Source organism: Serratia proteamaculans (genome assembly GCF_008830365.1).
GTDB lineage: Bacteria > Pseudomonadota > Gammaproteobacteria > Enterobacterales > Enterobacteriaceae > Serratia > Serratia proteamaculans.
In genome coordinates this window covers 431,831-457,532 of sequence record NZ_WBKI01000003.1, presented here as the reverse complement: position 1 = coordinate 457,532, position 25,702 = coordinate 431,831, and the positions used below count along the sequence as shown (strand labels likewise).

Below are 25,702 nucleotides of genomic sequence, written 5' to 3'. Positions count from 1 at the left end.
GCCCACATTACAGGAGTCAGCATGCCCATCCAGGTGTTACCGCCCCAGCTTGCCAACCAGATTGCCGCCGGTGAAGTGGTCGAGCGCCCCGCGTCTGTGGTCAAGGAACTGGTGGAAAACAGTCTGGATGCCGGGGCGACGCGCATTGATATTGATATCGAACGCGGTGGCGCCAAGCTGATTCGCATCCGCGATAACGGCTGCGGTATTGGCAAGGATGACTTGGCTCTGGCGCTGGCCCGTCATGCCACCAGTAAAATCAGCACCCTCGATGATTTGGAAGCCATTGTCAGCCTCGGCTTTCGCGGTGAAGCTTTAGCCAGCATCAGCTCGGTTTCCCGTTTGACTCTCACTTCTCGCACCGCAGAACAAACCGAAGCCTGGCAGGCTTATGCCGAAGGCCGCGATCAGGCGGTGACGGTCAAACCAGCGGCGCACCCGACAGGCAGCACGCTGGAAGTTTTGGATCTGTTCTACAACACCCCGGCGCGGCGCAAATTTATGCGCACCGAGAAAACCGAATTCGGCCATATCGATGAAGTGGTGCGACGCATTGCGCTGGCACGCTTTGATGTGGCAATTAACCTGAGCCACAATGGCAAACTGATGCGCCAGTATCGTGCGGCGAAAGATGAAAGCCAGTACGAGCGTCGCCTGGGCAGCATTTGTGGACCGGCTTTTTTACAGCATGCGTTGAACATATCCTGGCAGCACGGTGATCTGACCATTCGCGGTTGGGTGGCCGATCCTGCCGGCGTGCGCCAACTGGGCGAAATGCAATATTGCTACGTCAACAGCCGCATGATGCGCGATCGTTTGATCAATCACGCCATCCGCCAGGCCTATCAGGATCAACTGAAAGACGACCAGCAGCCGGCTTATGTGCTGTATCTCGAGGTTGACCCGCATCAGGTGGACGTGAATGTCCATCCGGCCAAGCACGAAGTGCGTTTCCATCAGGCGCGGCTGGTGCACGACTTTATCTATCAGGCGGTAACCACCGTATTGCAGCAGGTTGGCAATGCACCATTGCCGCTGGCCGAGGAAACAGATCAGCCATCTGCACCCGTCTGGCAGCCGGAAAACCGCGTCGCCGCCGGTGGCAACCATTTCTCGCAGCCGGCACCGCGCCGCGAAACCGCATCGACCGAACCTGCCGTCGCGCGTGAGCGTGCGCCACAACCTGCTTATCATTCGGGCGGTGGTTATCAGAAACGTGAAGGTGAGCTGTACAGCAAACTGTTGCAGGCCACTCCGGCTGCTGAGCCTCTACGGCAAGAAACACCGAAACAGCCGCTGTTCCCTCCGGTAAAAACCGAGCAGGAAACGCCGCTGGCCGGCAGTCAGCACAGTTTCGGTCGGGTGCTGATGATCTACCCTCCCTGCTATGCGCTGATTGAAAACCGTCAGCAATTGATGTTGCTTAATCTGCCGGTGGCCGAACGCTGGCTACGCCAGGCGCAACTCAATCCTTCGCCAGAAGGTTTGCGGCCTCAGCCGCTGCTGATCCCGATCAAGCTGACGTTGAACAAGCAAGAGGCGGCTGCCTGTGTGCACCATCAGCCGCTATTGGTAAAAATGGGGCTGGATCTGCAGTCAGATCATGGGCGTGTGACGCTGCGCGCAGTACCTTTACCATTACGCCAACAAAATTTACAAAAACTGATACCCGAACTGTTAGGCTACTTGGCCGAGCATCAGGAGATGTCGCCCGCGGTATTGGCTACCTGGTTCGCCCGCCATTTAGGGAGCGAACATGAGCAATGGAATACCTCGCAAGCGATACAATTGTTGACCGACGTTGAACGACTTTGCCCGCAGCTGGTCAAATCACCACCGAGCGGACTTTTACAACCTGTTGATTTACAGGCTGCACTGGCAGCACTTAGGCATGATTGAAACTGAAATGACACCACGTCCCCCGGCTATTTTTATCATGGGGCCGACCGCCTCGGGCAAAACCGCTTTGGCGATCGCGCTGCGTGAACGCCTGCCTGTGGAATTGATCAGCGTGGATTCCGCGCTGATTTACCGCGGTATGGATATCGGCACGGCCAAACCGAGCGCTGAAGAATTGGCGCAGGCGCCGCATCAGCTGATTGATATACGCGATCCTGCCGAGGCCTACTCCGCTGCGGATTTTCGTGCCGACGCACTGAAAGAAATGGCTGCCATTACCGCTGCCGGGCGTATCCCGCTGCTGGTGGGTGGCACCATGCTTTATTTCAAGGCGTTGCTGGAAGGATTATCGCCGTTGCCGCCCGCAGATCCGGCGGTGCGCGAACGCATCGAACAGCAGGCGGCAGAGCAGGGTTGGGACGTTTTACACCGTCAGTTACAAGAGATTGACCCGGTTGCGGCATTGAGAATTCATCCGAATGATCCGCAGAGACTGTCCAGAGCACTGGAAGTTTTTTTTATTTCGGGTAAAACTTTAACGGAACTGACTAAAATTTCGGGTGAATCGTTGCCGTATCATGTTCACCAATTTGCGATAGCACCGACCAGCCGTGAGTTGATTCATCAACGTATCGAGCTGCGGTACCATCAAATGTTGGCGGCAGGTTTTGAAACGGAAGCGCGTGCACTTTTTGCACGGGGTGATTTGCATACGGATTTGCCTTCCATTCGCTGTGTCGGTTATCGCCAGATGTGGTCATATTTGTCTGGCGAAATTAGTTACGATGAGATGGTTTATCGTGGTATTTGCGCAACGCGTCAGTTGGCCAAGCGCCAAATGACCTGGTTACGAGGCTGGGACTCGGTACATTGGCTGGACAGCGAGAAGCCGGGAGAGGCTTTGGACTCGGTAATACAGGTTGTTAGTGCATAGGTTGAGTGATTGTGTACAATTGATGAGTATTCAGCGCGCAAATTTTTTAGGTCGTTTATTTTAGAGCCGACAGGTTCTTAGTTAAAAACAACAAGCAAATAAGGAAAAGATAGAATGGCTAAGGGGCAATCTTTGCAAGATCCGTTCCTGAACGCATTGCGTCGTGAACGTGTTCCGGTTTCTATTTATTTGGTGAATGGTATTAAGCTGCAAGGCCAGATTGAGTCTTTTGACCAGTTTGTCATCCTGTTGAAAAACACGGTGAGCCAGATGGTTTATAAGCACACTATCTCTACCGTTGTCCCGTCACGCCCGGTTTCGCACCATAGCAATACTCCGAGCGGCGGCACCAGTAATTATCACCATGGTAACAACCCGTCTGCGCCGCAACAGCCGCAGCAGGAAAGCGATGACGCTGAATAAAGCGCGTTGCGAGTCAACCATGACGGGGAGCATAAGCAGCCGTGGGCTGTTTATGTCCCCCAAACTCACGGGTTCCCGTTTGAGAGGTTGCACGCTTGTTTGACCGTTATGAAGCCGGTGAGCAGGCCGTCCTGGTTCATATCTATTTCTCGCAAGACAAAGATACAGAAGATCTCAGTGAGTTCGAATCCCTGGTGTCCTCTGCGGGTGTCGAAGCTTTGCAAGTGGTGACTGGTAGCCGCAAAGCCCCACATCCCAAGTACTTTGTCGGTGAAGGAAAGGCCGAAGAAATTGCAGATGCGGTAAAAGCCAGTGGCGCATCTGTTGTCCTGTTTGATCACTCCCTTTCTGCGGCGCAAGAGAGAAACCTTGAACGCCTGTGCGAATGCCGGGTGATCGATCGCACCGGGTTGATTCTAGACATCTTTGCCCAGCGTGCCCGTACCCATGAAGGTAAGCTGCAGGTAGAGCTGGCGCAGCTGCGTCACATCGCCACGCGTTTGGTTCGTGGCTGGACGCACCTTGAGCGTCAAAAAGGGGGGATTGGCCTGCGCGGGCCAGGGGAAACCCAGTTAGAGACCGACCGTCGTCTGTTACGCGATCGCATTAGCTTGATTCTACGCCGCCTGGAGCGGGTAGCTAAGCAGCGTGAACAGGGCCGACGTGCGCGTACCCGTGCTGAAGTGCCAACCGTATCGCTGGTGGGATACACCAACGCCGGTAAATCCACCCTGTTTAATCGAATAACGTCTGCTGATGTCTATGCTGCAGACCAGCTATTTGCCACCCTGGATCCAACCTTGCGGCGCATTGATGTGGCCGATGTGGGCGATACCGTGTTGGCGGATACCGTAGGCTTTATCCGGCACCTGCCGCACGATCTGGTGGCCGCCTTCAAGGCAACGCTGCAAGAAACGCGTCAGGCCTCTTTGCTGTTACATGTAATCGACGCCGCGGATACCCGTGTCGATGAAAACATTGAAGCGGTAAATACCGTGCTGGCAGAGATTGACTCGGATGAGATCCCTACACTGTTAGTGATGAACAAAATAGATATGCTGGATGATTTTGTTCCGCGTATCGACCGCAACGATGAAAACTTACCGATCCGGGTGTGGCTGTCCGCCGCCAGCGGTGAAGGTATCCCGTTGCTGTATCAGGCGTTGACGGAGCGCTTATCGGGGGAAATCGCGCATTATGAGCTGCGCTTACCGCCAGAGGCAGGCCGTCTTCGTAGCCGTTTTTACCAGCTTCAGGCAATTGAGAAAGAGTGGAACGAAGAAGACGGCAGCATTGGCGTGGTGGTGCGTATGCCCATCGTCGAATGGCGTCGCATCTGCAAACAGGAACAGGATCTGATTAACTTTATAGTATGATCATATCCTGTTACATTTGAGCTTCGCGTAAGCCTGAAGTACCCAATCACAGAATATGGAGCTAAAACATGGCGTGGAATCAGCCCGGTAATAACGGACAGGACCGCGACCCGTGGGGGAGCAGCAATAACAATGGCGGCAACTCTGGCGGTAATAACAAAGGCGGTCGCGATCAAGGGCCACCTGATTTGGACGATATCTTCCGCAAGCTGAGCAAGAAATTGAGCGGCTTGGGCGGGGGCAAAGGCTCCAATGGCAATAACAGCGGCGGCACGGGCGCCTCGGGTCCTGGCCTCAGCGGTCGTATTATCGGTATCGCCGCGGTTGCGGTGGTGGTGATTTGGGGCGCTAGCGGCTTCTACACCATCAAAGAAGCCGAGCGCGGTGTCGTGACTCGTTTTGGCAAGTTCAGTCACCTGGTACAGCCAGGTTTGAACTGGAAACCGACCTTCATTGATGAAGTTCGTCCGGTCAACGTGGAATCGGTGCGTGAACTGGCCGCTTCTGGCGTGATGCTGACCTCCGATGAGAACGTGGTGCGCGTAGAAATGAACGTGCAGTACCGCGTAACTAATCCGGAAGCGTATCTGTTCAGCGTGACCAATGCCGACGACAGCCTGAGCCAGGCTACTGACAGCGCCCTGCGTGGTGTTATCGGCAAGTACACCATGGACAAGATCCTGACCGAAGGTCGTACTATCGTGCGTAGCGATACCCAACGCGTACTGGAAGAAACTATTCGTCCGTACAACATGGGCATCACGCTGCTGGACGTCAACTTCCAGGCCGCTCGTCCGCCGGAAGAGGTAAAAGCCGCATTTGATGATGCGATTGCCGCACGTGAAAACGAGCAGCAGTACATCCGTGAGGCAGAAGCTTACGCCAACGAAGTTCAGCCACGTGCGAACGGCCAGGCGCAGCGTCTGCTAGAAGATGCCAAGGCGTATAAAGACCGTACCATCCTGGAAGCTCAGGGTGAGGTTGCTGGCTTTGCCAAGCTGTTGCCGGAATACAAGTCTGCACCGCAAATTACCCGCGAGCGTCTGTATATCGAAACCATGGAAAAAGTCCTGAGCCACACCCGTAAGGTGTTGGTGAATGACAAAGGCAATAATCTGATGGTGTTGCCACTGGATCAAATGCTGCGTGGCCAAGCCGGCGCGGCAGCTGACGGCAGTAAAGACACCAGCCTGATTCGTCTCAACCCGGGTACATCTGCCAACAGCGGCGCCAGCTCCAGCAGCCAGCGCACCAGCAACGGCTCGGTCATGGACCAGCGCCGGGCTAATGCACAGCGTGACGACACCACTCGCGTAGGGAGAGAATAATCAATGCGTAAGTCTTTTGTAGTAATCGTCCTCGCGGTGCTGGTGGCGTTGTACGCCTCTCTGTTCGTGGTTCAGGAAGGTCAGCGTGGCATCGTGCTGCGTTTTGGCAAGGTACTGCGTGACAGCGACAATAAACCGCTGGTTTATGCGCCGGGTCTGCACTTCAAGATCCCGTTCATTGAGTCAGTGAAAACGCTGGACGCACGTATCCAGACTATGGACAACCAGGCTGACCGCTTTGTTACCAGCGAGAAGAAAGACCTGATCGTCGATTCCTACCTGAAATGGCGTATCAGCGATTTCAGCCGTTACTACCTGGCAACCGGCGGCGGTGATGTTTCACAGGCCGAAGTGCTGCTGAAACGTAAATTCAGTGACCGTCTGCGTTCCGAGATTGGTCGTCTGGATGTGAAAGACATCGTAACCGACTCGCGCGGCAAGCTGATGTCCGACGTACGTGACGCGCTGAACACCGGTACCGTGGGTGATGACCAGGAAGTGGCGACCACCGAAGCCGATGACGCTATCGCCTCTGCGGCGGCGCGTGTTGAAAAGGAAACCACCGGCAAACTGCCGAAGGTTAACCCGAACAGCATGGCGGCATTGGGTATCGAAGTGATCGACGTGCGTATCAAGCAGATCAACCTGCCGGCCGAAGTGTCTGATGCAATCTACCAACGTATGCGCGCCGAGCGTGAAGCGGTAGCCCGTCGTCACCGTTCACAGGGTCAGGAAGAGGCTGAGAAGCTGCGCGCGACTGCAGACTATGAAGTGACTCGTACCCTGGCAGAAGCCGAACGTACGGCGCGTATCACTCGTGGTGACGGTAATGCCGAAGCGGCCAAACTGTTTGCTAACGCATTCAGCCAGGATCCAGACTTCTACGCCTTCATCCGTAGCCTGCGTGCTTATGAAACCAGCTTCAGCAGCAGTAACCAGGATGTGATGGTACTGAGCCCGGACAGCGATTTCTTCCGCTATATGAAGTCGCCTGATTCCGTGCGCAAGTAACCACGACAGGTTAATGATCGAGGGCCCGTTTAAACGCGGGCCCTTTCTTTTTGGGAGTCACTGATGAATTCAACGATCTGGCTGGCACTTGGGCTGGTTTTGGTGCTGGAAGGCTTGGGCCCGATGTTGTTCCCGCAGGCCTGGCGTAAAATGATACTGGCGATGACCCAGTTTCCTGACGCAACACTGCGTCGATTTGGCGGTGGAATAGTGGTTGCGGGCTGCGTGATCTACTACATGTTGCGTACACACGCAGGGGTTTAAAGTTTAGCCTAAAAAATATGCAACCCTATGCTAAAAGTGCTGAAACTCACGAATTACGGTGGTAGAATCCATTTTTAAGCAACCGGTGATTTTTAAAATGGGTAAGAACGTCGTCGTACTGGGCACTCAATGGGGTGACGAAGGTAAGGGCAAGGTCGTAGACCTGCTGACCGAACGGGCTCAATATGTTGTGCGCTACCAAGGGGGCCATAACGCTGGCCACACTCTGGTTATTAACGGTGAAAAAACCGTCCTTCATTTAATTCCTTCAGGCATTCTGCGTGCAAATGTGACCAGCATCATCGGCAACGGTGTGGTTCTGGCTCCAGACGCATTGATGAAAGAAATGGGTGAACTCGAAGCACGCGGCATCCCGGTACGCGAACGTCTGTTACTGTCCGAAGCCTGCCCGCTGATCCTGCCTTATCACGTTGCGCTGGATAACGCGCGCGAGAAAGCACGTGGCGCGAAAGCTATCGGCACCACCGGTCGCGGTATTGGCCCGGCTTACGAAGATAAAGTTGCTCGCCGCGGTCTGCGCGTTAGCGACCTGTTCAACAAAGAAACCTTCGCCGTTAAGCTGAAGGAAATCGTTGATTATCATAACTTCCAGTTGGTCAACTACTACAAAGTTGAAGCCGTTGATTACCAGGCGACTTTGGATTACGTGCTGTCTATCGCCGATATCCTGACCGCCATGGTTGTTGATGTGTCCGAACTGCTGGACGGCGCGCGCAAGCGTGGCGATCTGATCATGTTCGAAGGCGCACAAGGCACCCTGCTGGATATCGACCACGGTACCTATCCGTACGTGACCTCTTCCAACACCACTGCTGGCGGCGTTGCTACCGGTTCAGGTATTGGTCCGCGTTACGTGGATTACGTGCTGGGCATCGTTAAAGCCTACTCCACCCGTGTGGGTGCAGGTCCGTTCCCAACTGAGCTGTTCGACGAAACCGGTGAGTTCCTGTGTAAGCAGGGTAACGAGTTCGGCGCCACTACGGGTCGTCGTCGTCGTACCGGCTGGCTGGACGCGGTAGCGGTTCGCCGCTCAGTACAGATCAACTCCTTGTCCGGCTTCTGCCTGACCAAGCTGGACGTGCTGGATGGCTTGAAAGAAGTGAAGATCTGCGTGGGTTACCGCATGCCTGACGGCCGCGAAATGACTACCACTCCACTGGCGGCTGAAGGTTGGGAAGGTATCGAGCCAATCTACGAAAGCATGCCGGGCTGGAGCGACACCACCTTTGGCGTGAAAGAACACAGCAAACTGCCACAGGCGGCGCTGAACTACATCAAGCGCATTGAAGAGCTGACTGGCGTACCGGTAGACATTATCTCTACTGGCCCAGACCGTAGCGAAACCATGATCCTGCGCGACCCGTTCGACGCATAATCTGGCCTTGCTGTAGTAAAACAAACCGGGCTATGTCCCGGTTTGTTTTTATCATTTTTCTCCCCGGTTGCGGTTTCACTTCGAAAAATCCTTTCTTTAACCTGTCCAGTGCCCGAGATACGCTAAATAATTAGCGGCGAACTCTCTGGCTGGTTTATTATCCAATAAGTAATCTTTTGAATAATGCCGAAAATCGGCGTATCAGACGGGTAAAATGATACCCAGAGGTAGATGTGCAGTTAACAAGTTTTACTGATTACGGCCTGCGGGCGTTGATCTACATGGCCTCGCTGCCACCGGACAAAATGACCAGCATCTCGGAAGTTACCGAGGTCTACGGCGTGTCCAGAAACCATATGGTAAAGATCATCAATCAGTTAAGCCGGGTTGGGTTTGTGACCGCAGTGCGCGGTAAGAACGGTGGCATCCGTTTGGGCAAACCGGCCGAAACCATTCGCCTCGGCGATGTCGTCAGGGCGCTGGAGCCGCTCTCACTGGTTAACTGCAGCAGTAACTTTTGCCACATAACCCCTGCTTGCCGCCTGAAACTGGTGCTGCAACAGGGCGTACAGAATTTCCTTGAAGAGCTGGACAGCCATACGCTGGCCGATATGGTCGAAGACAATCCATCGCTCTACAAGCTATTGCTTGTCGAATAAAGCGTCGCTGAGAAGACAAGGCTCAGTGGCACCCTGCTGATGACAACGGAGGAACCGCAATGTCACAAGATCCATTCCTGGAACGAGAAGCAGAAAAATATGAATCCCCAATCCCAAGCCGTGAATTCATTCTGGCCCATCTGGCGAAAAGAGAAACGCCGGCTAGCCGCGAAGAGCTGGCCAAAGAGCTGAATTTAACCGGTGAAGAACCTTTAGAAGCGTTGCGCCGCCGTCTGCGTGCGATGGAGCGTGACGGTCAGTTAATCTTTACCCGCCGCCAGTGTTATGCACTGCCGGAACGTCTTGATCTGCTGCGCGGCACCGTTATCGGTCACCGTGATGGCTTTGGTTTCCTGCGTATTGAAGGCAGCAAAGACGACCTGTATCTGTCAGCCGAGCAGATGAAAATGGCGATCCACGGTGATGTGGTGCTGGCACAGGCAATGGCTGCAGACCGTAAGGGCCGCCGTGAAGCGCGTATCGTCCGCGTATTGGTGCCAAAAACCAGCCAAATCGTCGGCCGCTTCTTTATGGACGCCGGTACCGGCTTTGTGGTGCCGGACGACAGCCGCCTGAGCTTTGACATCCTGATCCCTGCCGAGGCCGCCAGCGGTGCGCGCATGGGCTTTATGGTGGTGGTTGAGCTGACCCAGCGTCCGACCCGCCGTACCAAAGCGGTGGGTAAGATCGTTGAGATCCTCGGCGATAAAATGGGCACCAGCATGGCGGTGGATATCGCTCTGCGCACCCATGAGATCCCGCATGTCTGGCCACCACAGGTAGAAAAACAGGTTGCCGACCTCAGCGAACAGGTACCGGAAGCCGCCAAGAAAGGCCGTGTCGATCTGCGTCAGTTACCGCTGGTGACTATTGATGGTGAAGACGCGCGCGATTTCGATGATGCGGTTTACTGCGAGAAGAAACGCGGTGGTGGCTGGCGCCTGTGGGTAGCTATTGCCGACGTCAGCTACTACGTACGTCCGCGCACGGCGCTGGATGACGAAGCGCGTAACCGTGCGACTTCGGTGTACTTCCCGTCGGAGGTTATCCCGATGCTGCCGGAAGTGCTGTCCAACGGCCTGTGCTCGCTTAACCCGCAGGTTGACCGCCTGTGTATGGTGTGTGAGATGACCATCTCCGCGCAGGGGCGTCTGTCGACGGCCAAATTCTATGAAGCGGTAATGAGTTCTCATGCCCGTTTAACCTACAACAAAGTCTGGCACATCTTGCAGGGCGATCAGGAGCTGCGTGAGCATTATCACCCGCTGGTCAAGCACCTGGAGGAACTGCACACCATGTACAAGGTGCTGGATCAGGCGCGTGCCGAACGTGGCGGTATTGCTTTCGAAACCGAAGAAGCCAAGTTTATCTTCAACGCCGAACGCCGTATTGAGCGCGTAGAGCCAACGGTGCGTAACGACGCCCACAAGCTGATCGAAGAGTGCATGATTATGGCGAACGTCGCCGCGGCGCGCTTCGTTGAGAAGAATAACGAGCCGGCGCTGTTCCGTGTGCACGATCGTCCGAGCGACGATCACATTACCGCATTGCGCAGCGTGTTGGGCGAACTGGGTCTGACGTTGGGCGGCGGTAACAAGCCGCAGCCGAAGGACTACGCTACCTTGATGGATGAAGTGTCCGAACGTCCTGACCATGAAATGTTGCAAACCATGCTGTTGCGCTCCATGAAGCAGGCCGTCTACGATCCGGAAAACCGGGGCCACTTTGGTCTGGCGCTGGCTTCTTATGGCCACTTCACCTCACCGATCCGCCGTTACCCGGATCTGGCGATGCACCGCGCGATCAAATATCAGCTGGCTAAAGAGCACGGCGAGCCGAAAGAGCGCTGGACGCCGACCGGTGGCTGGCACAGCGAGTTTGAAGAAATGCTGCAGCTGGGCGAACACTGTTCGATGGCCGAACGCCGTGCTGATGAAGCTACGCGTAACGTGGCCGACTGGCTGAAATGCGACTTTATGCAGGATCACGTTGGCGAAGTGTTCAGCGGTATTATTGCCAGCGTGACCGGCTTTGGTTTCTTCGTCCGCCTGAATGATTTGTTTATCGACGGTCTGGTGCACGTATCATCGCTGGATAATGACTATTATCGCTACGATAATATCGGTCAGCGTCTGATTGGCGAATCCTCCGGCGTGGTTTATCGCCTGGGCGATACGGTGGAGATCCGCGTTGAAGCGGTGCATATGGACGAGCGTAAAATCGACTTCGCTCTGGTCTCCAGCACTCGCAAACCGCGTGGTGAAGGCAAAACCGAACGCGATCGTGCCAAGAATGGTGGCCAACGCACTCTGCGTGGCGGGGCCGGTGCAGGCCGTACTTCTGCGCCACGCAAACGTCGTGGTGGCAAAGCGCCAGCCAATTTTGAACCTGACAGCGCCTTCCGTAAAGACGAAGCCAAACCCGCTGACAAGGTGAAGAAAGACAAAAAGGCGAAAGCCAAGAAAGTGTCCGACAAAACCCGGAAAATAGCGTCGGCGACCAAGGCCAAACGCGCCGGCAAGAAGAAAGGTGCTGAGCAGGCTTAATCTGCCACACGTCATTATCACCGGCTGGCATACGCCAGCCGCACAGTTAAAAGAGCATCATGAGCGAAATTATTTACGGTATTCATGCCGTCAAGGCCCTGTTAGACAACGATCCGCAACGCTTCCTGGAAGTGTTTATCCTCAAAGGGCGTGACGATCGCCGCTTGCAGCCGTTGATTGCCGAGCTGGAAGCGACCGGCATTGTGATCCAGGTGGCAAACCGCCAGTGGCTGGATGAGAAAGTCGAGGGCGCGGTGCATCAGGGCATTATCGCCCGGGTGCGCGAAGGGCGTCAGTATCAGGAAAATGACTTGCCGAAGTTGCTTGAAAGCGTGGATACGCCGTTCCTGCTGGTGCTGGATGGCGTGACCGACCCGCATAACCTCGGGGCCTGTCTTCGCAGCGCCGATGCGGCCGGTGTACACGCGGTCATTGTTCCGCGCGATCGTTCTGCCCAGTTGAATGCCACGGCCAAAAAAGTGGCCTGCGGCGCGGCGGAAAACGTTCCGTTGATTCGCGTGACCAACCTGGCGCGAACCCTGCGTTTGCTGCAGGAAATGAACGTCTGGGTCGTCGGTACTGCCGGCGAAGCGGACCACACCTTGTTCCAGAGCAAAATGACTGGCCCAATGGCGCTGGTGATGGGCGCGGAAGGCGAAGGCATGCGTCGCCTGACTCGCGAGCACTGCGATGAGTTGATCAGCATCCCGATGGCAGGCACGGTATCTTCACTGAACGTTTCAGTCGCCACCGGCATCTGTCTGTTTGAAGCGGTGCGTCAGCGCAGCTGATTTACCGGTAAGGGCGCAGAATTTTGCGCCCTTATTACTTTCTCAATTCCCACCCTGTGATCTTACCTGCGGCAGAAATCCCCCTGACGACCATAATTACTCCTGACGCTTTTATCAGGGAGCAAGCCCATGGTCTGGAATACACACACCGTTTTTAATCAGCCGAAGCCACTGGGGAACAGTAATTTGTTCCTGTCCGATACGCCGCTGCATGAAGCGGTACAGCGCGAACAAGCCGGTTGGGATGTCGAGGTGCTGGCCTCACTGGGCCAACAGTTGGGCACCCAGGAGTCACTGGAGCTGGGGCGACTGGCCAATGCCAATCCGCCGGAGCTGCTGCGCTATGATGCCACCGGCCAGCGGTTGGACGATGTCCGTTTCCATCCCGCCTGGCATATCCTGATGCAGGGCCTGATTGCCAACCGGGTGCATAACCTGCCGTGGCAGGAGGATGCCCGCATTGGTTCGTTTGTGGCACGCGCTGCGCGCTTTGTACTGCATGCCCAGGTCGAAGCCGGCACCCTGTGTCCAGTGACCATGACTTTTGGCGCTATTCCACTGCTGCAGCGCTCATTACCTGCAGAATTCCAATCTTGGCTGACGCCGCTGCTTTCCGACCGTTATGATGCGCATTTGTTGCCCGGTGGGCAAAAGCGCGGTTTGTTGATTGGCATGGGGATGACTGAAAAACAGGGCGGTTCCGACGTATTGAGCAATACCACCACCGCCAGCCCGTTAGCGGCCCGCGGCCCGGGGGAGGCTTACCGACTGGTGGGGCATAAATGGTTCTTCTCGGTGCCGCAAAGCGATGCGCATCTGGTGCTGGCGCAGGCCGATGGCGGTTTGTCCTGCTTCTTTCTGCCGCGTATTTTGCCGGACGGCACGCGCAACGCCATACGGCTGGAGCGGTTGAAGGATAAACTGGGTAATCGTTCCAATGCCAGCGGTGAGGTGGAGTTTCAGGATGCCAGCGCCTGGCTGGTGGGCGAGGAAGGAGATGGCGTGCGGCATATCCTGAAAATGGGCGGTCTGACGCGCTTTGACTGTGCGTTGGGCAGCCAGGGTTTGATGCGGCGCGGGCTATCGGTGGCGTTATACCACGCTCTGCAGCGGCAGGCGTTCGGCAAACCCTTGATCGAACAACCGATGATGCGTCAGGTGTTGGCACGGATGGCGCTGCGGCTGGAGGGGCAAACGGCGGCCCTGATGCGCCTGGCGCGAGCCTATGACAGCATCGGCGTCGGAGCCCCTTTGGAACAGGCGCTGTGTCGGGTGATGACCCCGGCGGCGAAGTTTGAAGTCTGCCGACAGGGCATCCCTTTTATCGGTGAAGCGATGGAGGCGCTGGGTGGTATTGGCTACTGTGAAGAGAGTGAACTGCCGCGGCTGTACCGTGAAATGCCGGTGAACAGTATCTGGGAAGGTTCCGGCAATATTATGTGTCTGGACGTGATGCGGGCCTGGGGAAAGTTGCCGGTGGTGCAGGAGGCGCTGGAGCTTGAGTTTGGCGAGGTCAGGGGACAGAACCGCCACTTTGATCACCAATGGCGACGTCTGCTCCAGTTGATGCGCAAACCCCAGGAAGAGCAGGGCCGGACGGTTACCGGCGCGTTATTCAATCTGTTCGCCGCGGCACAGCTTCTGCGTTACAGTTCACCGCCGTTGGCGGAAGCCTGGTGCCAAATGATGCTTGATGCCCGCGGTGAACGAGCATTACCAGACCGACTGTGCGAGACGCTGTTCGCCCGAGCGATGGGAGGCTAGGGAAAACAGTGGCGCTACAGCGGGAAAAGCTTTTTAATTCAGCACTTGGCCCGTAAGGGATACTGACCTCTGACCAGGAAAATGACATGGATATTCTCAGCGCGTTGGCGGCATTCGCCTCTTATTTCTTCAGTGGCTTTGCCATGGTTCTGGTGTTTTTGTTTGTCTATACCCGCATTACGCCGCATGACGAATGGGCGTTGATCAAGGCCGACAATCAGTCAGCCGCCTTTGGTTTTGTCGGTGCCTGCCTGGGTTATGTGATCCCGCTGGCCAGTGCGGCGATCAACTCAGTCAGCCTGCTGGACTACCTGTTATGGGGCGTGGTGGCATTGGTGGTACAGCTGCTGCTGTTTGCGGCGGTGAAAATCTACATGCCGCGTATCAGTGACAAGATTGAAGCTAATCACGTAGCTGCCGGGATTTTCCTGGGGGGCGTATCGATCAGTGGCGGCGTGTTGAATGCGGCCTGTATGACCTACTAAAGATAGAGTATTGCCGAGGCGCACCAGCCTGGCTGATGCGCCTGTTCTTCCAGCCGCAGGATCCGGTAATAGCTCGCGCCATGCTCATCAGCCTTGCGGGCAATCAATTGTTCGACATCCTGAGGCGAGCCGGACAGATTATTCAGGGTGATTTCCGCAATTTCGCTAAGCGGCGTAACGCGGTCTGCGGGCGCCAATTCAGCAGATTGGGCGCTGGCGCTGAGTAACCCCATTGAAAGCAGGAGGGCGGTGAGTGCGGCGGAGCGTGTCATGGCGTTCCCCTTGGTCGGATCTTGGATCCACGCCCGCAGGCTGCGGCGCGCTGACCGCCAGTGTGCAACAGCCAACTTCAGTCTGTGCAAAGCCAATGTAAATCTTTTTAAAACTCCAGCGTTTACCGGTACAGGATCGCTTGCGAATACCATTGGCCGGGAACCACGGTTTCACTGTTCATCATGATCATGTAATAGCGTGCACCGCTGGCGTTGGCTTTCTTCTGAATTTCCGCCTCTACATCCATTGGACTACCGCGGACCAGCGCGCTGGTGGTGCCCATTTTCACCAGACTGCCGGTTTGCGCCCGGGTGATCTCTTGCGCTTGCCCGGTGGGTGCCGGCGGGGCTTTTGGCGTAGTGGTCATCATGCCACAGGCACTAAGCAGCGTGACCAGCGTCAGGGGCAGTAACAGGCGGGACGGTTTCATAGGCACCTCGGTATAGCGGATAGCATGATTTCAGTGTAACCCATTATAAATTGGAACAGATTGAGCTAATGCTTTTTAGCGCAAGTTTGCCATTATGAAGGCCAATAGAAACGCAGAGGGAAAACGGATGATTGAAATCTATGACGAGCGAGTGGGAGACATTGCGGTGATCCACGCGCTGCCCGCGGGACAGTATCATCAACCGCTGCCGACGGTATTTTTCTACCATGGCTATACCTCGTCGAAAGAAGTCTATGCCTACTTTGCCTATGCCTTAGCCAAGGTCGGGTTTCGCGTAGTACTGCCAGATGCCGATCTGCACGGCGAGCGTTTTGATGGTGATGAACCGAAGCGACTGGCCAGATTTTGGGAGATCCTCCGACGCAATATTGACGAGTTACCGGCACTGAAGGCGCATTTTGAGCAGCGCGGTCTGGTTGCAGGAGGGCGTATTGGCGTGGCTGGGGCATCAATGGGCGGGATGACGACGCTGGGCAGCTTTGCCCGTTATCCGTGGGTGAGGGCTGCTGCCAGTCTGATGGGGGCAGGTTATTACACCTCTCTGGCGCAAACGCTGTTCCCGCCGCTGGATGAGCAGGGGGAGCCTTTGTCGCCCAGCGGCTTTGACGCGCGCATTGCCGTGCTGGCGGATTACGGTCTGGAGCACCAGTTGGCAAAAATTGCCGACCGCCCACTGTTGCTGTGGCACGGTGAGGCGGACGATCTGGTACCGGCGGCAGAAAGCCTGCGGTTGGCGACTGAACTGCGCCAGAGCGGCTGGGACCGGCAATTGACGTTGCTCACCGAGCCGGGGGTCAAGCATCGCATTACGCCGCAGGCGCTCAGTGCCACCGCTGATTTCTTCGCGAGAACGCTGTAAAAAAAGCCCCCTGCATGCAGGGGGCTGATGGTGACTTGCGTATTTTAATTGGCTGTTTTGGGCACGACTTGCTTCCCTGGTACTGCATTTTCACTTAGCGATACAGCTCGGCGCTGACGTGGATGGTGCTGTTGTTTTCAGGCTCATGCAGGGCAATGATCCGATAGGCAGTGGCGCCGCGCTGATCGGCTATCTTGCTCACCTGGCTGGTGGCGTCATCCGGGGAGACCACATTTTGGTTCAGCGTGACGAATCCTACGCTCTGACGTTGGTCAGCCTGATGGGAAGTGATCTCGGTCGCGGCCATGACGTTGGCGGAAAACAGCAAAGCAATGGCGGTAGCGATGGTAATACTTTTCATAATTGCCTCTCTTAACTGATTGCTTCAACGGCCTGACAGCCGATGCCAGTGCAGCAAAAAGTTATTTGCATGTATTGAATAACCTAAAATCTTTTTCGTCGCGCTGTCTGCGGCGGATAACTACCATTTTAGACCTTACCGCCGGATTAAATAGGCCGTCATTTTGACAACCTCTTTCAAAAAAAATGAATGAAGTTCACACGGCAGTGATGATTTTATTGAGAGATTTTTTGAACTGATGGATTTGTGTACATAGGTTTTACCGACAGCAAATCGTGCTATTTATGCGTCCGCATCGCATTGCCGATAATAAGCCTCCTTCGACCCTTGAGTTTTTCAGCCTGCGCAAGTATGATTACGCGTCATTTTTTCAGCCGCACACACATACACGTTCCTTGCTTCCATGGGCCGCGGTTGACCCTGACAGGAGGCTGAATAATCCGTAAGGAGCAATTCGATGCGTCATTACGAAATCGTTTTTATGGTCCACCCTGACCAAAGCGAACAGGTTCCGGGCATGATCGAGCGTTACAGTGCTACCATCACTAACGCTGCTGGTCAGATTCACCGTCTGGAAGACTGGGGCCGCCGTCAACTGGCTTACCCGATCAACAAACTGCACAAAGCTCACTACGTTCTGCTGAACGTTGAAGCTCCGCAGGAAGCGATCGATGAGCTGGAAACAAACTTCCGCTTCAACGACGCCGTTATCCGCAGCATGGTTATGCGCGTTAAGCACGCGGTAACTGAAGCATCTCCGATGGTTAAAGCGAAAGACGAACGTCGTGGCGATCGCCGCGAAGACTTCGCTAACGAAACCGCAGATGATGCAGATGCTGGGGATTCTGAAGAGTAATTTACCGTGACGGCTAATCGGCTGACGTTGTCTGGCACTGTGTGCAAGACGCCGACGCGTAAAGTGAGCCCGTCAGGTATTCCACATTGCCAGTTCGTGCTTGAGCACCGTTCAGTGCAAGTGGAAGCCGGTTTTACCCGGCAAGCCTGGTGTCGTATGCCGGTGATTATCAGCGGCAAAGCCCATCAGGCCATTACTCAAAGTATAACGGTCGGTACGCCTCTCACCGTTTCAGGTTTCATTAGCAGCCATCAAGGGCGCAATGGACTGAACAAGACGGTGTTGCATGCCGAGCAGATTGAATTGATAGATTCTGGAGACTAGCCTAATGGCACGTTATTTCCGTCGTCGCAAGTTCTGCCGTTTCACAGCGGAAGGCGTTGTTGAGATCGATTACAAAGATATCGCAACGCTGAAAAACTACATTACCGAAAGCGGTAAAATTGTCCCGAGCCGTATTACCGGTACTCGTGCAAAATACCAGCGTCAGCTGGCTCGCTGCATCAAGCGTGCTCGCTACCTGTCCCTGCTGCCATAAACTGATCGTCATCAGTAATCGGCCGCCGTCTATTAACGACTTTAAGAGGATAAGGTAATGCAAGTTATTCTGCTTGATAAAGTAGCAAACCTGGGCAGCCTGGGTGATCAAGTTAACGTTAAAGCGGGCTACGCCCGTAACTTCCTGGTACCACAGGGCAAAGCTGTTCCTGCTACCAAGAAAAACGTAGAGTTCTTCGAAGTACGCCGTGCAGAACTGGAAGCCAAACTGGCTGAAATTCTGACTGCTGCTGAAGCTCGCGCAACCAAGATCAACGAACTGGGTTCAGTCACCATCGCGTCTAAATCAGGCGACGAAGGTAAACTGTTCGGCTCTATCGGCACCCGCGACATCGCTGACGCAGTTACTGCGGCTGGCGTTGAAGTTGCCAAGAGCGAAGTTCGTCTGCCGAATGGCGTTCTGCGTACCACTGGTGAACACGAAGTTCAGTTCCAGGTACACAGCGACGTATTCGCACAGCTGAATGTAGTTGTGGTAGCAGAAGCTTAATTGCTGCTGCTCACCAAGTTAAAACGCCAGCCTTGTGCTGGCGTTTTGCTTTTCTGCGTCCGGCAAAACGCGTTACCCTGTTATCACCCTGGGTGAGGAGCAGCGGCAAATGGCAGAGATTAACCTACAGCGTGTGTATGACTTTACCGGCCCGGCGCCGGAGAACTGCTATCTGATTGATCGACTGTGGCCGCGAGGCGTCAGTAAGGAACGGTTGCAGGGCGTACAGTGGCTAAAGCAGGTCGCGCCGGATAATGCACTGCGGCAGTGGTTTCATCAGCATATCGAGCAGTGGGAAGAGTTTGAAAGCCGCTACCGACGGCAACTGGCGGAAAATGACGCCTGGCAGCCGCTGGTGGCGTTATTACGGCAAGGGCAACCCGTGACCTTGCTTTATGGCAGTAAAGACACACAGCACAACCAGGGCGTCGTGCTGCGCGACTTTCTGTTGGCGCAGTTAGCGAATTAACGCTCGCGGCGATAGCTGCCGTCAGCCTGGCGGCGGAATAGCACCTGGCTATTATCTGCTGTAGTGACCGAAAGGGCGGTGATAACACCGTTGGTATCCCGTTCGATACGCACTTCCTGGCCGGCCTTCATATTGCTGAGTGGCTTGTCGTTGCCTTCCACCTGCGCCATGGCGAACACTTCGTTCACCGGCAGGCTATTGTCGCGGAACAACTGCGCCAGCGTCTGGCCCGGCTGGATCTGGTAGCGTTGCCAGTTACCCGCCGGTTCCGCCTCTGGGGCGTGCTGTTGCTGAGCGTCATTTTGCAAATCGGCCCGCAATGGGACGCTGTTATCCTGTTGGGTGACCGGGAAGGGCTGCCCGCTGTTTTCCGAAGAATATGGCCACAGCAGCGCCAGCAGCAGGATGATGCCGAAAATCAGGGTCCAGCGGCGGTGAAAATAGGGTAATGGTTCCATCCAACCAAAACCGTCCGGCAGGTGCCAGATCTTCAGCAGTAACGCTTTGATATTCTGTCCCTTACCTTTTTCCGGTGGTTGTTCTGATTCCGGATCTTCTACCGCCTCTGGCGCGGAGCCTGGTTTCAGGCGCTGGCTGAAGTTCAGCCAGGTGCGCAGCAATGGCTGGTAGACACGGGTGGTTTTCCTTCTCCTGGGCGAGATTCTGCCCATGGTGACCTCTCTTCAACGGCGTAAAATATCAGAGTACAAAAGGCTGTACCGACGGCCCGATGCCCTGCTTCCAGTATAGCCCGCTAACTGATTGAAGTGAAAGGCAGCAGCAAACTCATGCCTGTTGCGGCAGGCGATTCGCCTGGGATCGCGGGAGCGGGCGTTAACAGAAGGTTATTGTTTCTTTTTCTACGACAAAAGTCATCATTCTCCACACAAGATTTTACCCGGCTTTGCGGCGCTGTTATGCTGCGCTTTCGACTTTTTACAGACTAAAGGAAAACCCCATGACAACCCCTTCTTTTGACAGCGTTGAAGCGCAAGCGAGTTACGGGATTGGTTTACAGGTCGGCCAGCAGTTGCAAGAGTCCGGTCTGGAAGGTTTACAACCGGAAGCTTTGCTGGCAGGTTTGCGTGACGCGCTGGAAGGGAATGCCCCGGCGGTTCCGGTAGACGTGGTTCACCGTGCCCTGCGTGAAATCCACGAACGTGCGGATGCCGTGCGTCGTGAGCGTCAGCAGGCAATGGCCGTTGAAGGTCAGAAGTTCCTGGAAGATAACGCCAAGCGTGACGAAGTGACGCTGACCGAATCCGGTCTGCAGTTCTCCGTGCTGGAGCAGGGCAATGGCCCAATCCCGTCCCGTCAGGATCGCGTGCGTGTGCATTACACCGGTCGTCTGATTAACGGCGACGTGTTCGACAGCTCTGTAGAGCGTGGCCAACCGGCTGAGTTCCCGGTTAGTGGCGTGATCCCAGGCTGGATCGAAGCACTGACCCTGATGCCGGTTGGTTCCAAATGGCAGTTGTATATCCCACATGACCTGGCCTACGGCGAGCGTGGTGCAGGCGCATCCATCCCGCCATTCAGCGCGTTGGTGTTTGACGTAGAACTGCTGGAAATCCTGTAATCCTATAACAGGTTTCTCTGGGCGCCTTGGTGGCGCCCTTGTTTTATGCGCTGTTTAGCGCGCGAGGGAACAGCAGGTTATTTTCCAGATTGATGTGTTCCATCAGATCATCGATGAACTCGTCTATACCGCCATACAGCGCCTGCCAGGTATTGCAGGCTCCTTCCGGTGGCGTCACGTTATTGGTGAGGAATTTCACCACTTCTAACTGCTCGCCCGCTTCGTCATGCTCATGTTCCATTACCGAGATCGGCCCAGACGCCTGGCGTCCCATCCCCTGTCTGATCATCGGGAACAGGATCTGTTCTTCTTTCATCATATGATTTTCCAGATCCAGCCGGATCAGGTTCAGCTGTTTAGCCAGACCGCGTGGACAGGTGGGCTTGTCTGCGTGAACCCGTTCGACTTTTTCCGCCATCAGCACCAACTCGGCCAGTTGTTCGCGGTGCCGCTGATGGAAGCGTGGCAGGATATAGTCAATCACGTCGCCGAGGGGCGCCGTGCGCCAATCATGGCTTGGTTCCGGTTCGGCGGCGAGGGTAGCCAGCTGGTTCTCTAGCTGCTCGATATCCAGTCCTTTACGCTCGGCGGCGTGTTGCAGCGTTTGTTTGCCCCCACAGCAGAAATCCAAATCGTTCAGGCGGAACAGGCGCGATGCACGGGGAATGGCGATGGCGAGAGCGCCAAGGGATTGGTTACGGTAATCCATGGGAGTGCCTCTTTAAATGAAAGAATTCATAACATGTATTATAAATGCAATTTAAAGGTCGCGCCAGAGAGTAAAAGGGGTAGATGGCCAAGGGAAGGTAGACTCCCTCGGCCTACTGCTTATTTATTTACGGCTCAAATCAATCTGATAAACCGCAAAACCTACGCTGTCTGTCCCTTCGGCTTTCATCGGGTATTGGGCGTGCGCTTTGATAAACGCAGTGGCTTTGTCACTCGGTGAGGTTTCGAAGCGGATATCCAGTGGCTGCGAACTGCTGAACGTCGCCAGGCGCCAGTTGTTATCCACCTGTGGCCGTACCGCGCCGTGCCGTTGGGTTTCAGCGCTGATATAAGCCGCCAGTACCGAACGGTTCTCATCCGGTGAGGCGAAGGCGATGTGCTGATCGCCGGTTCCTGCAAACTTGCCGCCGTAGGCGCGGTAGTTATTGGTGGCAACCAGGAAGGTGGCTTTCGGATCGATCGGTTTGCCTTTGAACGTCAGATCCTTAATGCGCTCTGCCTTGTCGTTGATCAACTGGCATTCGCCGTCGTAACGCGCCGGCTGGCTGACGTCGACCTGATAATTAACCCCGTCAATCACATCGAAGTTATAGGTGCGGAAACCGTCCCAGTTGATCAGGCCCTGGGGTTTGCTGCTGTTAACGTCGATCTGGTTGAACTGCCCGGCGGAACACTCCAGCCATTCTTTCACCTCTTTGCCACTGGCCTTCACCACCACCAGCGTATTGGGGTAAAGGTAGAGATCGGACGCATTACGGAAGGTGAGCTGACCTTTTTCCACTTCAACAAAGCTGGCCGGATCGTTCTTGCGTCCGCCCACCTTGAACGGTGCCGCGGCTGACAGAACCGGCAGGTCGGCCAAATCCGGATCGCCCTGAATATAGTGCTCGACGTAGGCTTTCTGCGCGTTATTCACGATTTGCACCGTCGGGTCATCCTGTACCAGCGCCAGATAGCTGTACATGTTGTCGTCAGCCTTGCCGACTGGCTTGCTGACGAAGTCCCGCGTGCCTTTATGATCTTCCGCCAACACTTTCACCAGTTTGGCGTCTTCCGCTGCCAGCGATTTCTTGGTCTCTTTGTCGTAAATCGGTCGTGCTTGCGCCTTGGCTGCCATGACCTTCCAGGTGCCGCTGTCGTTATTCAATTGCAGATCGACCACGCCGAGGTGATCGCCCCACTGGCCCGGCATCACCGCCGGTATGCCATTCAGCGTACCCTGTGCGATGTCAGCCCCTTTGATATTGGCGAAATCCTTGCTTGGGAATACCGCGTGAGCATGGCCGAACATGATGGCATCGATGCCTGGCACCTGGCTGAGGTAGTACACCGAGTTTTCCGCCATGGCCTTATAGGGCTCGCTGGACAGGCCGGAGTGTGGAATAGCGACGACCAGATCGGCGCCCTGTTTGCGCATTTCCGGCACGTAGCGTTTAGCCGTTTCGGTGATGTCATTGACGGTGACCTTGCCCTGCAGATTGGCTTTATCCCACACCAGGATTTGCGGCGGTACAAAGCCGATATAACCGATGCGTAAACTATGTTCTTTGCCGTCACGGTCTTTTACCGGTGTATCGACGATAATGTAAGGAGTGAACAGCGGTTTCTGAGTTTTGGCGTCGATCACGTTGGCGTTGATGTACGGGAATTTGGCACCGGCAATGGCATTTTTCAGGTAGTCGAGCCCGTAGTTGAATTCATGGTTACCGATATTGCCGACCACATAGTTCAGGGTATTCATTGCTTTATATACCGGGTGTACATCACCGGGTTTCAGACCCTTGGCCGCCATATAATCGCCGAGCGGGCTGCCCTGAATAATGTCGCCGTTGTCCACCAGTACCGTATTGGCGGCCTGCTGGCGGGCCTGTTCAATCAGGCTGGCGGTGCGAACCAGGCCGAATTTATCGGTCGGTTTATCCTTGTAATAATCAAAGTCCATCATGTTGCTGTGCAGGTCAGTGGTTTCCAGCACGCGCAGATCGACCGTTGCCGCCTGCGCCGAGGCGCAAACCAGCACCGCGAGGGCAGACAACGTCAGCGGACGCTTCATCATTGTTGGCTTTCTCCATTCCATTTTTCGAGTTTTATCGCAGAGGGACATGTAATTAACATTGGTCGTCTCACCAAACTGTGAAGTGTGGCAGAAAATTAGCCGAGGGAGCGCAGGAAATGTCACAGTTGTGACGGCAAAGACTTGAACGATTACCGCAGGTTAAATCGTTGTGATGGATATTCCATGCAAAAAAAACTAGGCTGCTAGCAATGAGAAAGGGGAAATGACCCACGGAACTGCCTATCTGAGGTGAATGATGTTAGAGCAAATTTGCCAACTGTCCCGCGAGGCGGGCGCGGCAATCATGGCGGTGTATGACGGTGAACAACCGCTTGATGTCGCACAGAAAAAAGATGACTCCCCGGTGACTGCGGCCGATCTGGCAGCGCACCACATAATCAAACGTGGCCTGGCGGCACTAACGCCGGAAATCCCCTTGCTGTCGGAGGAAGATCCACCGGCCTGGGAAGTACGGCAGAATTGGACGCGCTACTGGTTGGTCGATCCGCTGGACGGCACCAAGGAATTCCTTAATCGTAACGGCGAATTCACGGTAAATATCGCGCTGATAGAAGGCGGTGAGGCGGTGATGGGCGTGGTGTATGCCCCGGCGATCGACGTACTGTATCTGGCAGAGCGCGGTAAAGCCTGGAAAGAAGAAAAGGGCCAGCGTCAGGTGATTGGCGTCAGTAATGCCAATCCGCCGCTGGTGGTGGTGAGCCGTTCGCACAGTGACGAAGAACTGAAGGATTACCTGAAACAGTTGGGGGAGCATCAGACCGTTTCTGTCGGCTCCTCACTGAAGTTCTGTCTGGTGGCAGAGGGCAAAGCGCAGCTCTATCCGCGTTTTGGGCCCACCAATATATGGGATACCGCTGCCGGTCACGCAGTCGCGGTGGCCGCCGGGGCGCAGATCCACGACTGGCAGGGCAGACCGCTGCTCTATACACCGCGTGAATCTTTCCTCAACCCCGGCTTCCGGGTCTCGCTGTTCTAAATCAGTTCGCCAGGAGCTGGTGCAGTTGGGTCATTACCTGCTGCACCTCTTCCGGCGTCAGCGCGCCGTCTTTGGCGAACTGGATCCTGCCTTGCTTATCCAGCACTACAATGGCTGACCCCTTCGGCTGCAGATCCCAGGCTTTACGCACGTTACCGTTGCTGTCGACCACAAACTGCGACCAGGGGAACTCTTTCTTGCTGTCTTCAATGCTGCTGCGGACAAACATCGCGGTGCCGAGCAGGGCATCGTCGGTGTTCACGATTGTCGTCGTTTGGTAACGATCGTGCGGTAGCTTGGCTTTCTTAATTGCTTCTATCAGTGAGTCGTTCATGTCTTTGGCGGAACTGCGTCCGGCAATATGCTGGATGACTCGCACTTTCCCACTGAGCTGCGCGCTATTCCAGTTTTGATAGCTAAACTTAGCATTAGCGTAATTCAACTCTCCCTTGTCGCTGACGCCGACCGGCGCGATGCGTTGCTGGAGCTGGAAGTTGTGCGCAGAGGCCAAAAGGGGGGCAAACAGCAGGGATACAATGAGCATGTTACTTTTTTTCATGCCTTCTCCTTGAAGGGGAAACGGTGCCGACAGCACCCGACAGCCTAAAGCATAGGTGGTGATCGGAGGTCTGTCCTGTTAGCCGGGTCTCAGTTTTTCCTTCTGGGGAGTAATGCCTGTATTTTGAAGGGATATACTGAAAAAGTTATATATTATCATATACAATTCTGTCAAAAAGTGTAAATCCAGTGAAGATATCCGGGCGGAAGTGAACGATATGGTCTTTACTAGGTCTACTACATGGCAATCAAGTTGCGTTCTTACTTTAGAGGCTGCCACCTTGGCGGCTAGCTGAGCGCATGGACCAAACGGAGGAGAGTAATAGAATGAGAATCTTCCAGCGTTATAATCCGTTGAAAGTGGCGAAGTACGTAAAGACCCTGTTTCGTGGCCGGCTGTATATCAAAGATGTAGGCGCGTTCGAATTCGACGAAGGGAAAATTCTGCTGCCGAAAATTCGCGACCGGCGTCACTTCAGCGTGATGTCAGAGGTTAACCGTCAGGTGTTGTTGTTGCAGACCGAGATGGGTTGACGAACGAGCTATTGAAGTACCCTGCAAAAGCTAAAATAATTGCGGCCCCGTTTGGG

At 55.1% G+C, this 25,702-nt stretch carries 29 protein-coding genes; 22 read left to right on the top strand and 7 right to left on the bottom strand.

Translation table 11 applies throughout. The annotated features are described in order from the left end of the window. Nucleotides 1–21 precede the first annotated feature (21 nt). The 13 genes from mutL to F8R23_RS15605 all read left to right on the top strand — a co-directional run bounded on the left by mutL (nt 22) and on the right by F8R23_RS15605 (nt 14,876). Complete coding sequence (mutL, locus tag F8R23_RS15665) at nt 22–1,899, top strand: DNA mismatch repair endonuclease MutL (protein ID WP_151415793.1); 1,878 nt, start codon at nt 22–24, stop codon at nt 1,897–1,899. Beyond that, nucleotides 1,892–2,833, top strand: coding sequence for a tRNA (adenosine(37)-N6)-dimethylallyltransferase MiaA (gene miaA / locus F8R23_RS15660; protein WP_112347894.1), 942 nt, complete (start codon nt 1,892–1,894; stop codon nt 2,831–2,833). Before mutL ends, miaA begins: the two co-directional genes overlap by 8 nt. Before the next feature lie 114 nt (nt 2,834–2,947). Next, a complete protein-coding gene (gene hfq / locus F8R23_RS15655) occupies nt 2,948–3,256 on the top strand; it encodes an RNA chaperone Hfq (protein WP_151415792.1) in 309 nt (102 codons plus the stop codon). Nucleotides 3,257–3,351: 95 nt separating this feature from the next. Continuing rightward, nucleotides 3,352–4,632, top strand: coding sequence for a ribosome rescue GTPase HflX (hflX, locus tag F8R23_RS15650; protein ID WP_151415791.1), 1,281 nt, complete (start codon nt 3,352–3,354; stop codon nt 4,630–4,632). 68 nt (nt 4,633–4,700) lie between these two features. Further along, nucleotides 4,701–5,960, top strand: coding sequence for an FtsH protease activity modulator HflK (gene hflK, locus F8R23_RS15645; protein WP_151415790.1), 1,260 nt, complete (start codon nt 4,701–4,703; stop codon nt 5,958–5,960). Nucleotides 5,961–5,963: 3 nt separating this feature from the next. Next, on the top strand, nt 5,964–6,971 hold the full coding sequence (gene hflC / locus F8R23_RS15640; protein ID WP_085119409.1) for a protease modulator HflC: 1,008 nt from the start codon (nt 5,964–5,966) through the stop codon (nt 6,969–6,971). Between the two features lie 63 nt (nt 6,972–7,034). After that, nucleotides 7,035–7,235, top strand: coding sequence for a DUF2065 domain-containing protein (locus F8R23_RS15635; protein WP_017891360.1), 201 nt, complete (start codon nt 7,035–7,037; stop codon nt 7,233–7,235). Between the two features lie 97 nt (nt 7,236–7,332). Then, nucleotides 7,333–8,631: an adenylosuccinate synthase gene (locus tag F8R23_RS15630; protein ID WP_099064530.1), complete on the top strand. Its 1,299-nt coding sequence runs from the start codon at nt 7,333–7,335 to the stop codon at nt 8,629–8,631. 233 nt (nt 8,632–8,864) lie between these two features. Continuing rightward, complete coding sequence (nsrR, locus tag F8R23_RS15625; protein WP_085119411.1) at nt 8,865–9,290, top strand: nitric oxide-sensing transcriptional repressor NsrR; 426 nt, start codon at nt 8,865–8,867, stop codon at nt 9,288–9,290. A gap of 59 nt (nt 9,291–9,349) precedes the next feature. Further along, on the top strand, nt 9,350–11,836 hold the full coding sequence (gene rnr / locus F8R23_RS15620) for a ribonuclease R (protein WP_017891362.1): 2,487 nt from the start codon (nt 9,350–9,352) through the stop codon (nt 11,834–11,836). A 59-nt stretch (nt 11,837–11,895) separates the two neighbouring features. After that, entirely contained in the window at nt 11,896–12,627 is a 732-nt protein-coding gene (gene rlmB / locus F8R23_RS15615; RefSeq protein ID WP_085119414.1) for a 23S rRNA (guanosine(2251)-2'-O)-methyltransferase RlmB, read from the top strand. A 129-nt stretch (nt 12,628–12,756) separates the two neighbouring features. Beyond that, nucleotides 12,757–14,391, top strand: a complete 1,635-nt coding sequence (locus F8R23_RS15610) for an isovaleryl-CoA dehydrogenase (protein WP_129937987.1) — start codon at nt 12,757–12,759, stop codon at nt 14,389–14,391. Nucleotides 14,392–14,477: 86 nt separating this feature from the next. After that, on the top strand, nt 14,478–14,876 hold the full coding sequence (locus F8R23_RS15605) for a DUF350 domain-containing protein (RefSeq protein WP_099064471.1): 399 nt from the start codon (nt 14,478–14,480) through the stop codon (nt 14,874–14,876). Here F8R23_RS15605 and F8R23_RS15600 read toward each other — a convergent pair. Together F8R23_RS15600 and bsmA are read right to left on the bottom strand one after the other, a co-directional pair. Next, a complete protein-coding gene (locus F8R23_RS15600; protein ID WP_129935253.1) occupies nt 14,873–15,148 on the bottom strand; it encodes a YdgH/BhsA/McbA family protein in 276 nt (91 codons plus the stop codon). The two genes, F8R23_RS15605 and F8R23_RS15600, sit on opposite strands and share 4 nt — an antisense overlap. Nucleotides 15,149–15,270: 122 nt before the next feature. Then, entirely contained in the window at nt 15,271–15,579 is a 309-nt protein-coding gene (bsmA, locus tag F8R23_RS15595) for a biofilm peroxide resistance protein BsmA (protein ID WP_129935251.1), read from the bottom strand. A gap of 127 nt (nt 15,580–15,706) precedes the next feature. Between bsmA and yjfP the strand changes: the two genes are divergently transcribed. Beyond that, complete coding sequence (gene yjfP / locus F8R23_RS15590) at nt 15,707–16,459, top strand: esterase (RefSeq protein WP_129935249.1); 753 nt, start codon at nt 15,707–15,709, stop codon at nt 16,457–16,459. A 94-nt stretch (nt 16,460–16,553) separates the two neighbouring features. On the opposite strand, the gene F8R23_RS15585 is transcribed toward yjfP, so the two are convergent. After that, on the bottom strand, nt 16,554–16,820 hold the full coding sequence (locus F8R23_RS15585; protein WP_112347901.1) for a YdgH/BhsA/McbA family protein: 267 nt from the start codon (nt 16,818–16,820) through the stop codon (nt 16,554–16,556). A 457-nt stretch (nt 16,821–17,277) separates the two neighbouring features. On the opposite strand from F8R23_RS15585, the gene rpsF reads away from it, so the two are divergent. From rpsF to F8R23_RS15560, 5 genes are all read left to right on the top strand, one after another. Beyond that, the gene (gene rpsF, locus F8R23_RS15580) at nt 17,278–17,676 is read left to right on the top strand and encodes a 30S ribosomal protein S6 (RefSeq protein WP_006317459.1); all 399 of its coding nucleotides are present in this window, start codon (nt 17,278–17,280) and stop codon (nt 17,674–17,676) included. Between the two features lie 6 nt (nt 17,677–17,682). Then, nucleotides 17,683–18,000 carry a primosomal replication protein N gene (gene priB / locus F8R23_RS15575; protein ID WP_085119426.1) on the top strand — a complete coding sequence of 106 codons (318 nt, stop codon included), beginning with the start codon at nt 17,683–17,685 and terminating at the stop codon, nt 17,998–18,000. A 4-nt stretch (nt 18,001–18,004) separates the two neighbouring features. Then, nucleotides 18,005–18,214, top strand: coding sequence for a 30S ribosomal protein S18 (gene rpsR / locus F8R23_RS15570; protein WP_151415789.1), 210 nt, complete (start codon nt 18,005–18,007; stop codon nt 18,212–18,214). 57 nt (nt 18,215–18,271) lie between these two features. Continuing rightward, a complete protein-coding gene (gene rplI / locus F8R23_RS15565) occupies nt 18,272–18,724 on the top strand; it encodes a 50S ribosomal protein L9 (protein WP_012004910.1) in 453 nt (150 codons plus the stop codon). 109 nt (nt 18,725–18,833) lie between these two features. Then, nucleotides 18,834–19,193 carry a DUF488 domain-containing protein gene (locus tag F8R23_RS15560; RefSeq protein ID WP_129935247.1) on the top strand — a complete coding sequence of 120 codons (360 nt, stop codon included), beginning with the start codon at nt 18,834–18,836 and terminating at the stop codon, nt 19,191–19,193. Here F8R23_RS15560 and F8R23_RS15555 read toward each other — a convergent pair. After that, nucleotides 19,190–19,864 (bottom strand): OapA family protein, encoded by a 675-nt coding sequence (locus F8R23_RS15555; RefSeq protein ID WP_112347903.1) that lies wholly within the window; start codon nt 19,862–19,864, stop codon nt 19,190–19,192. The genes F8R23_RS15560 and F8R23_RS15555 overlap by 4 nt on opposite strands. Nucleotides 19,865–20,151: 287 nt before the next feature. Between F8R23_RS15555 and bamJ the strand changes: the two genes are divergently transcribed. Then, nucleotides 20,152–20,772 carry a BamJ family beta-barrel-assembly machinery protein gene (gene bamJ, locus F8R23_RS15550; RefSeq protein ID WP_020824922.1) on the top strand — a complete coding sequence of 207 codons (621 nt, stop codon included), beginning with the start codon at nt 20,152–20,154 and terminating at the stop codon, nt 20,770–20,772. Nucleotides 20,773–20,815: 43 nt separating this feature from the next. Here bamJ and ytfE read toward each other — a convergent pair whose 3' ends face one another. After that, a complete protein-coding gene (gene ytfE / locus F8R23_RS15545) occupies nt 20,816–21,481 on the bottom strand; it encodes an iron-sulfur cluster repair protein YtfE (protein WP_151415788.1) in 666 nt (221 codons plus the stop codon). 123 nt (nt 21,482–21,604) lie between these two features. Then, nucleotides 21,605–23,557 carry a bifunctional 2',3'-cyclic-nucleotide 2'-phosphodiesterase/3'-nucleotidase gene (locus tag F8R23_RS15540; RefSeq protein ID WP_129935243.1) on the bottom strand — a complete coding sequence of 651 codons (1,953 nt, stop codon included), beginning with the start codon at nt 23,555–23,557 and terminating at the stop codon, nt 21,605–21,607. A 256-nt stretch (nt 23,558–23,813) separates the two neighbouring features. Between F8R23_RS15540 and cysQ the strand changes: the two genes are divergently transcribed. After that, entirely contained in the window at nt 23,814–24,554 is a 741-nt protein-coding gene (cysQ, locus tag F8R23_RS15535; RefSeq protein ID WP_085119618.1) for a 3'(2'),5'-bisphosphate nucleotidase CysQ, read from the top strand. Between the two features lies 1 nt (nt 24,555). Here cysQ and F8R23_RS15530 read toward each other — a convergent pair whose 3' ends face one another. Next, complete coding sequence (locus F8R23_RS15530; RefSeq protein ID WP_151415787.1) at nt 24,556–25,113, bottom strand: YtfJ family protein; 558 nt, start codon at nt 25,111–25,113, stop codon at nt 24,556–24,558. Between the two features lie 326 nt (nt 25,114–25,439). Between F8R23_RS15530 and F8R23_RS15525 the strand changes: the two genes are divergently transcribed. Beyond that, nucleotides 25,440–25,646 carry a DUF1107 domain-containing protein gene (locus tag F8R23_RS15525; protein ID WP_012004917.1) on the top strand — a complete coding sequence of 69 codons (207 nt, stop codon included), beginning with the start codon at nt 25,440–25,442 and terminating at the stop codon, nt 25,644–25,646. The last annotated feature ends 56 nt before the right edge of the window (nt 25,647–25,702 follow it).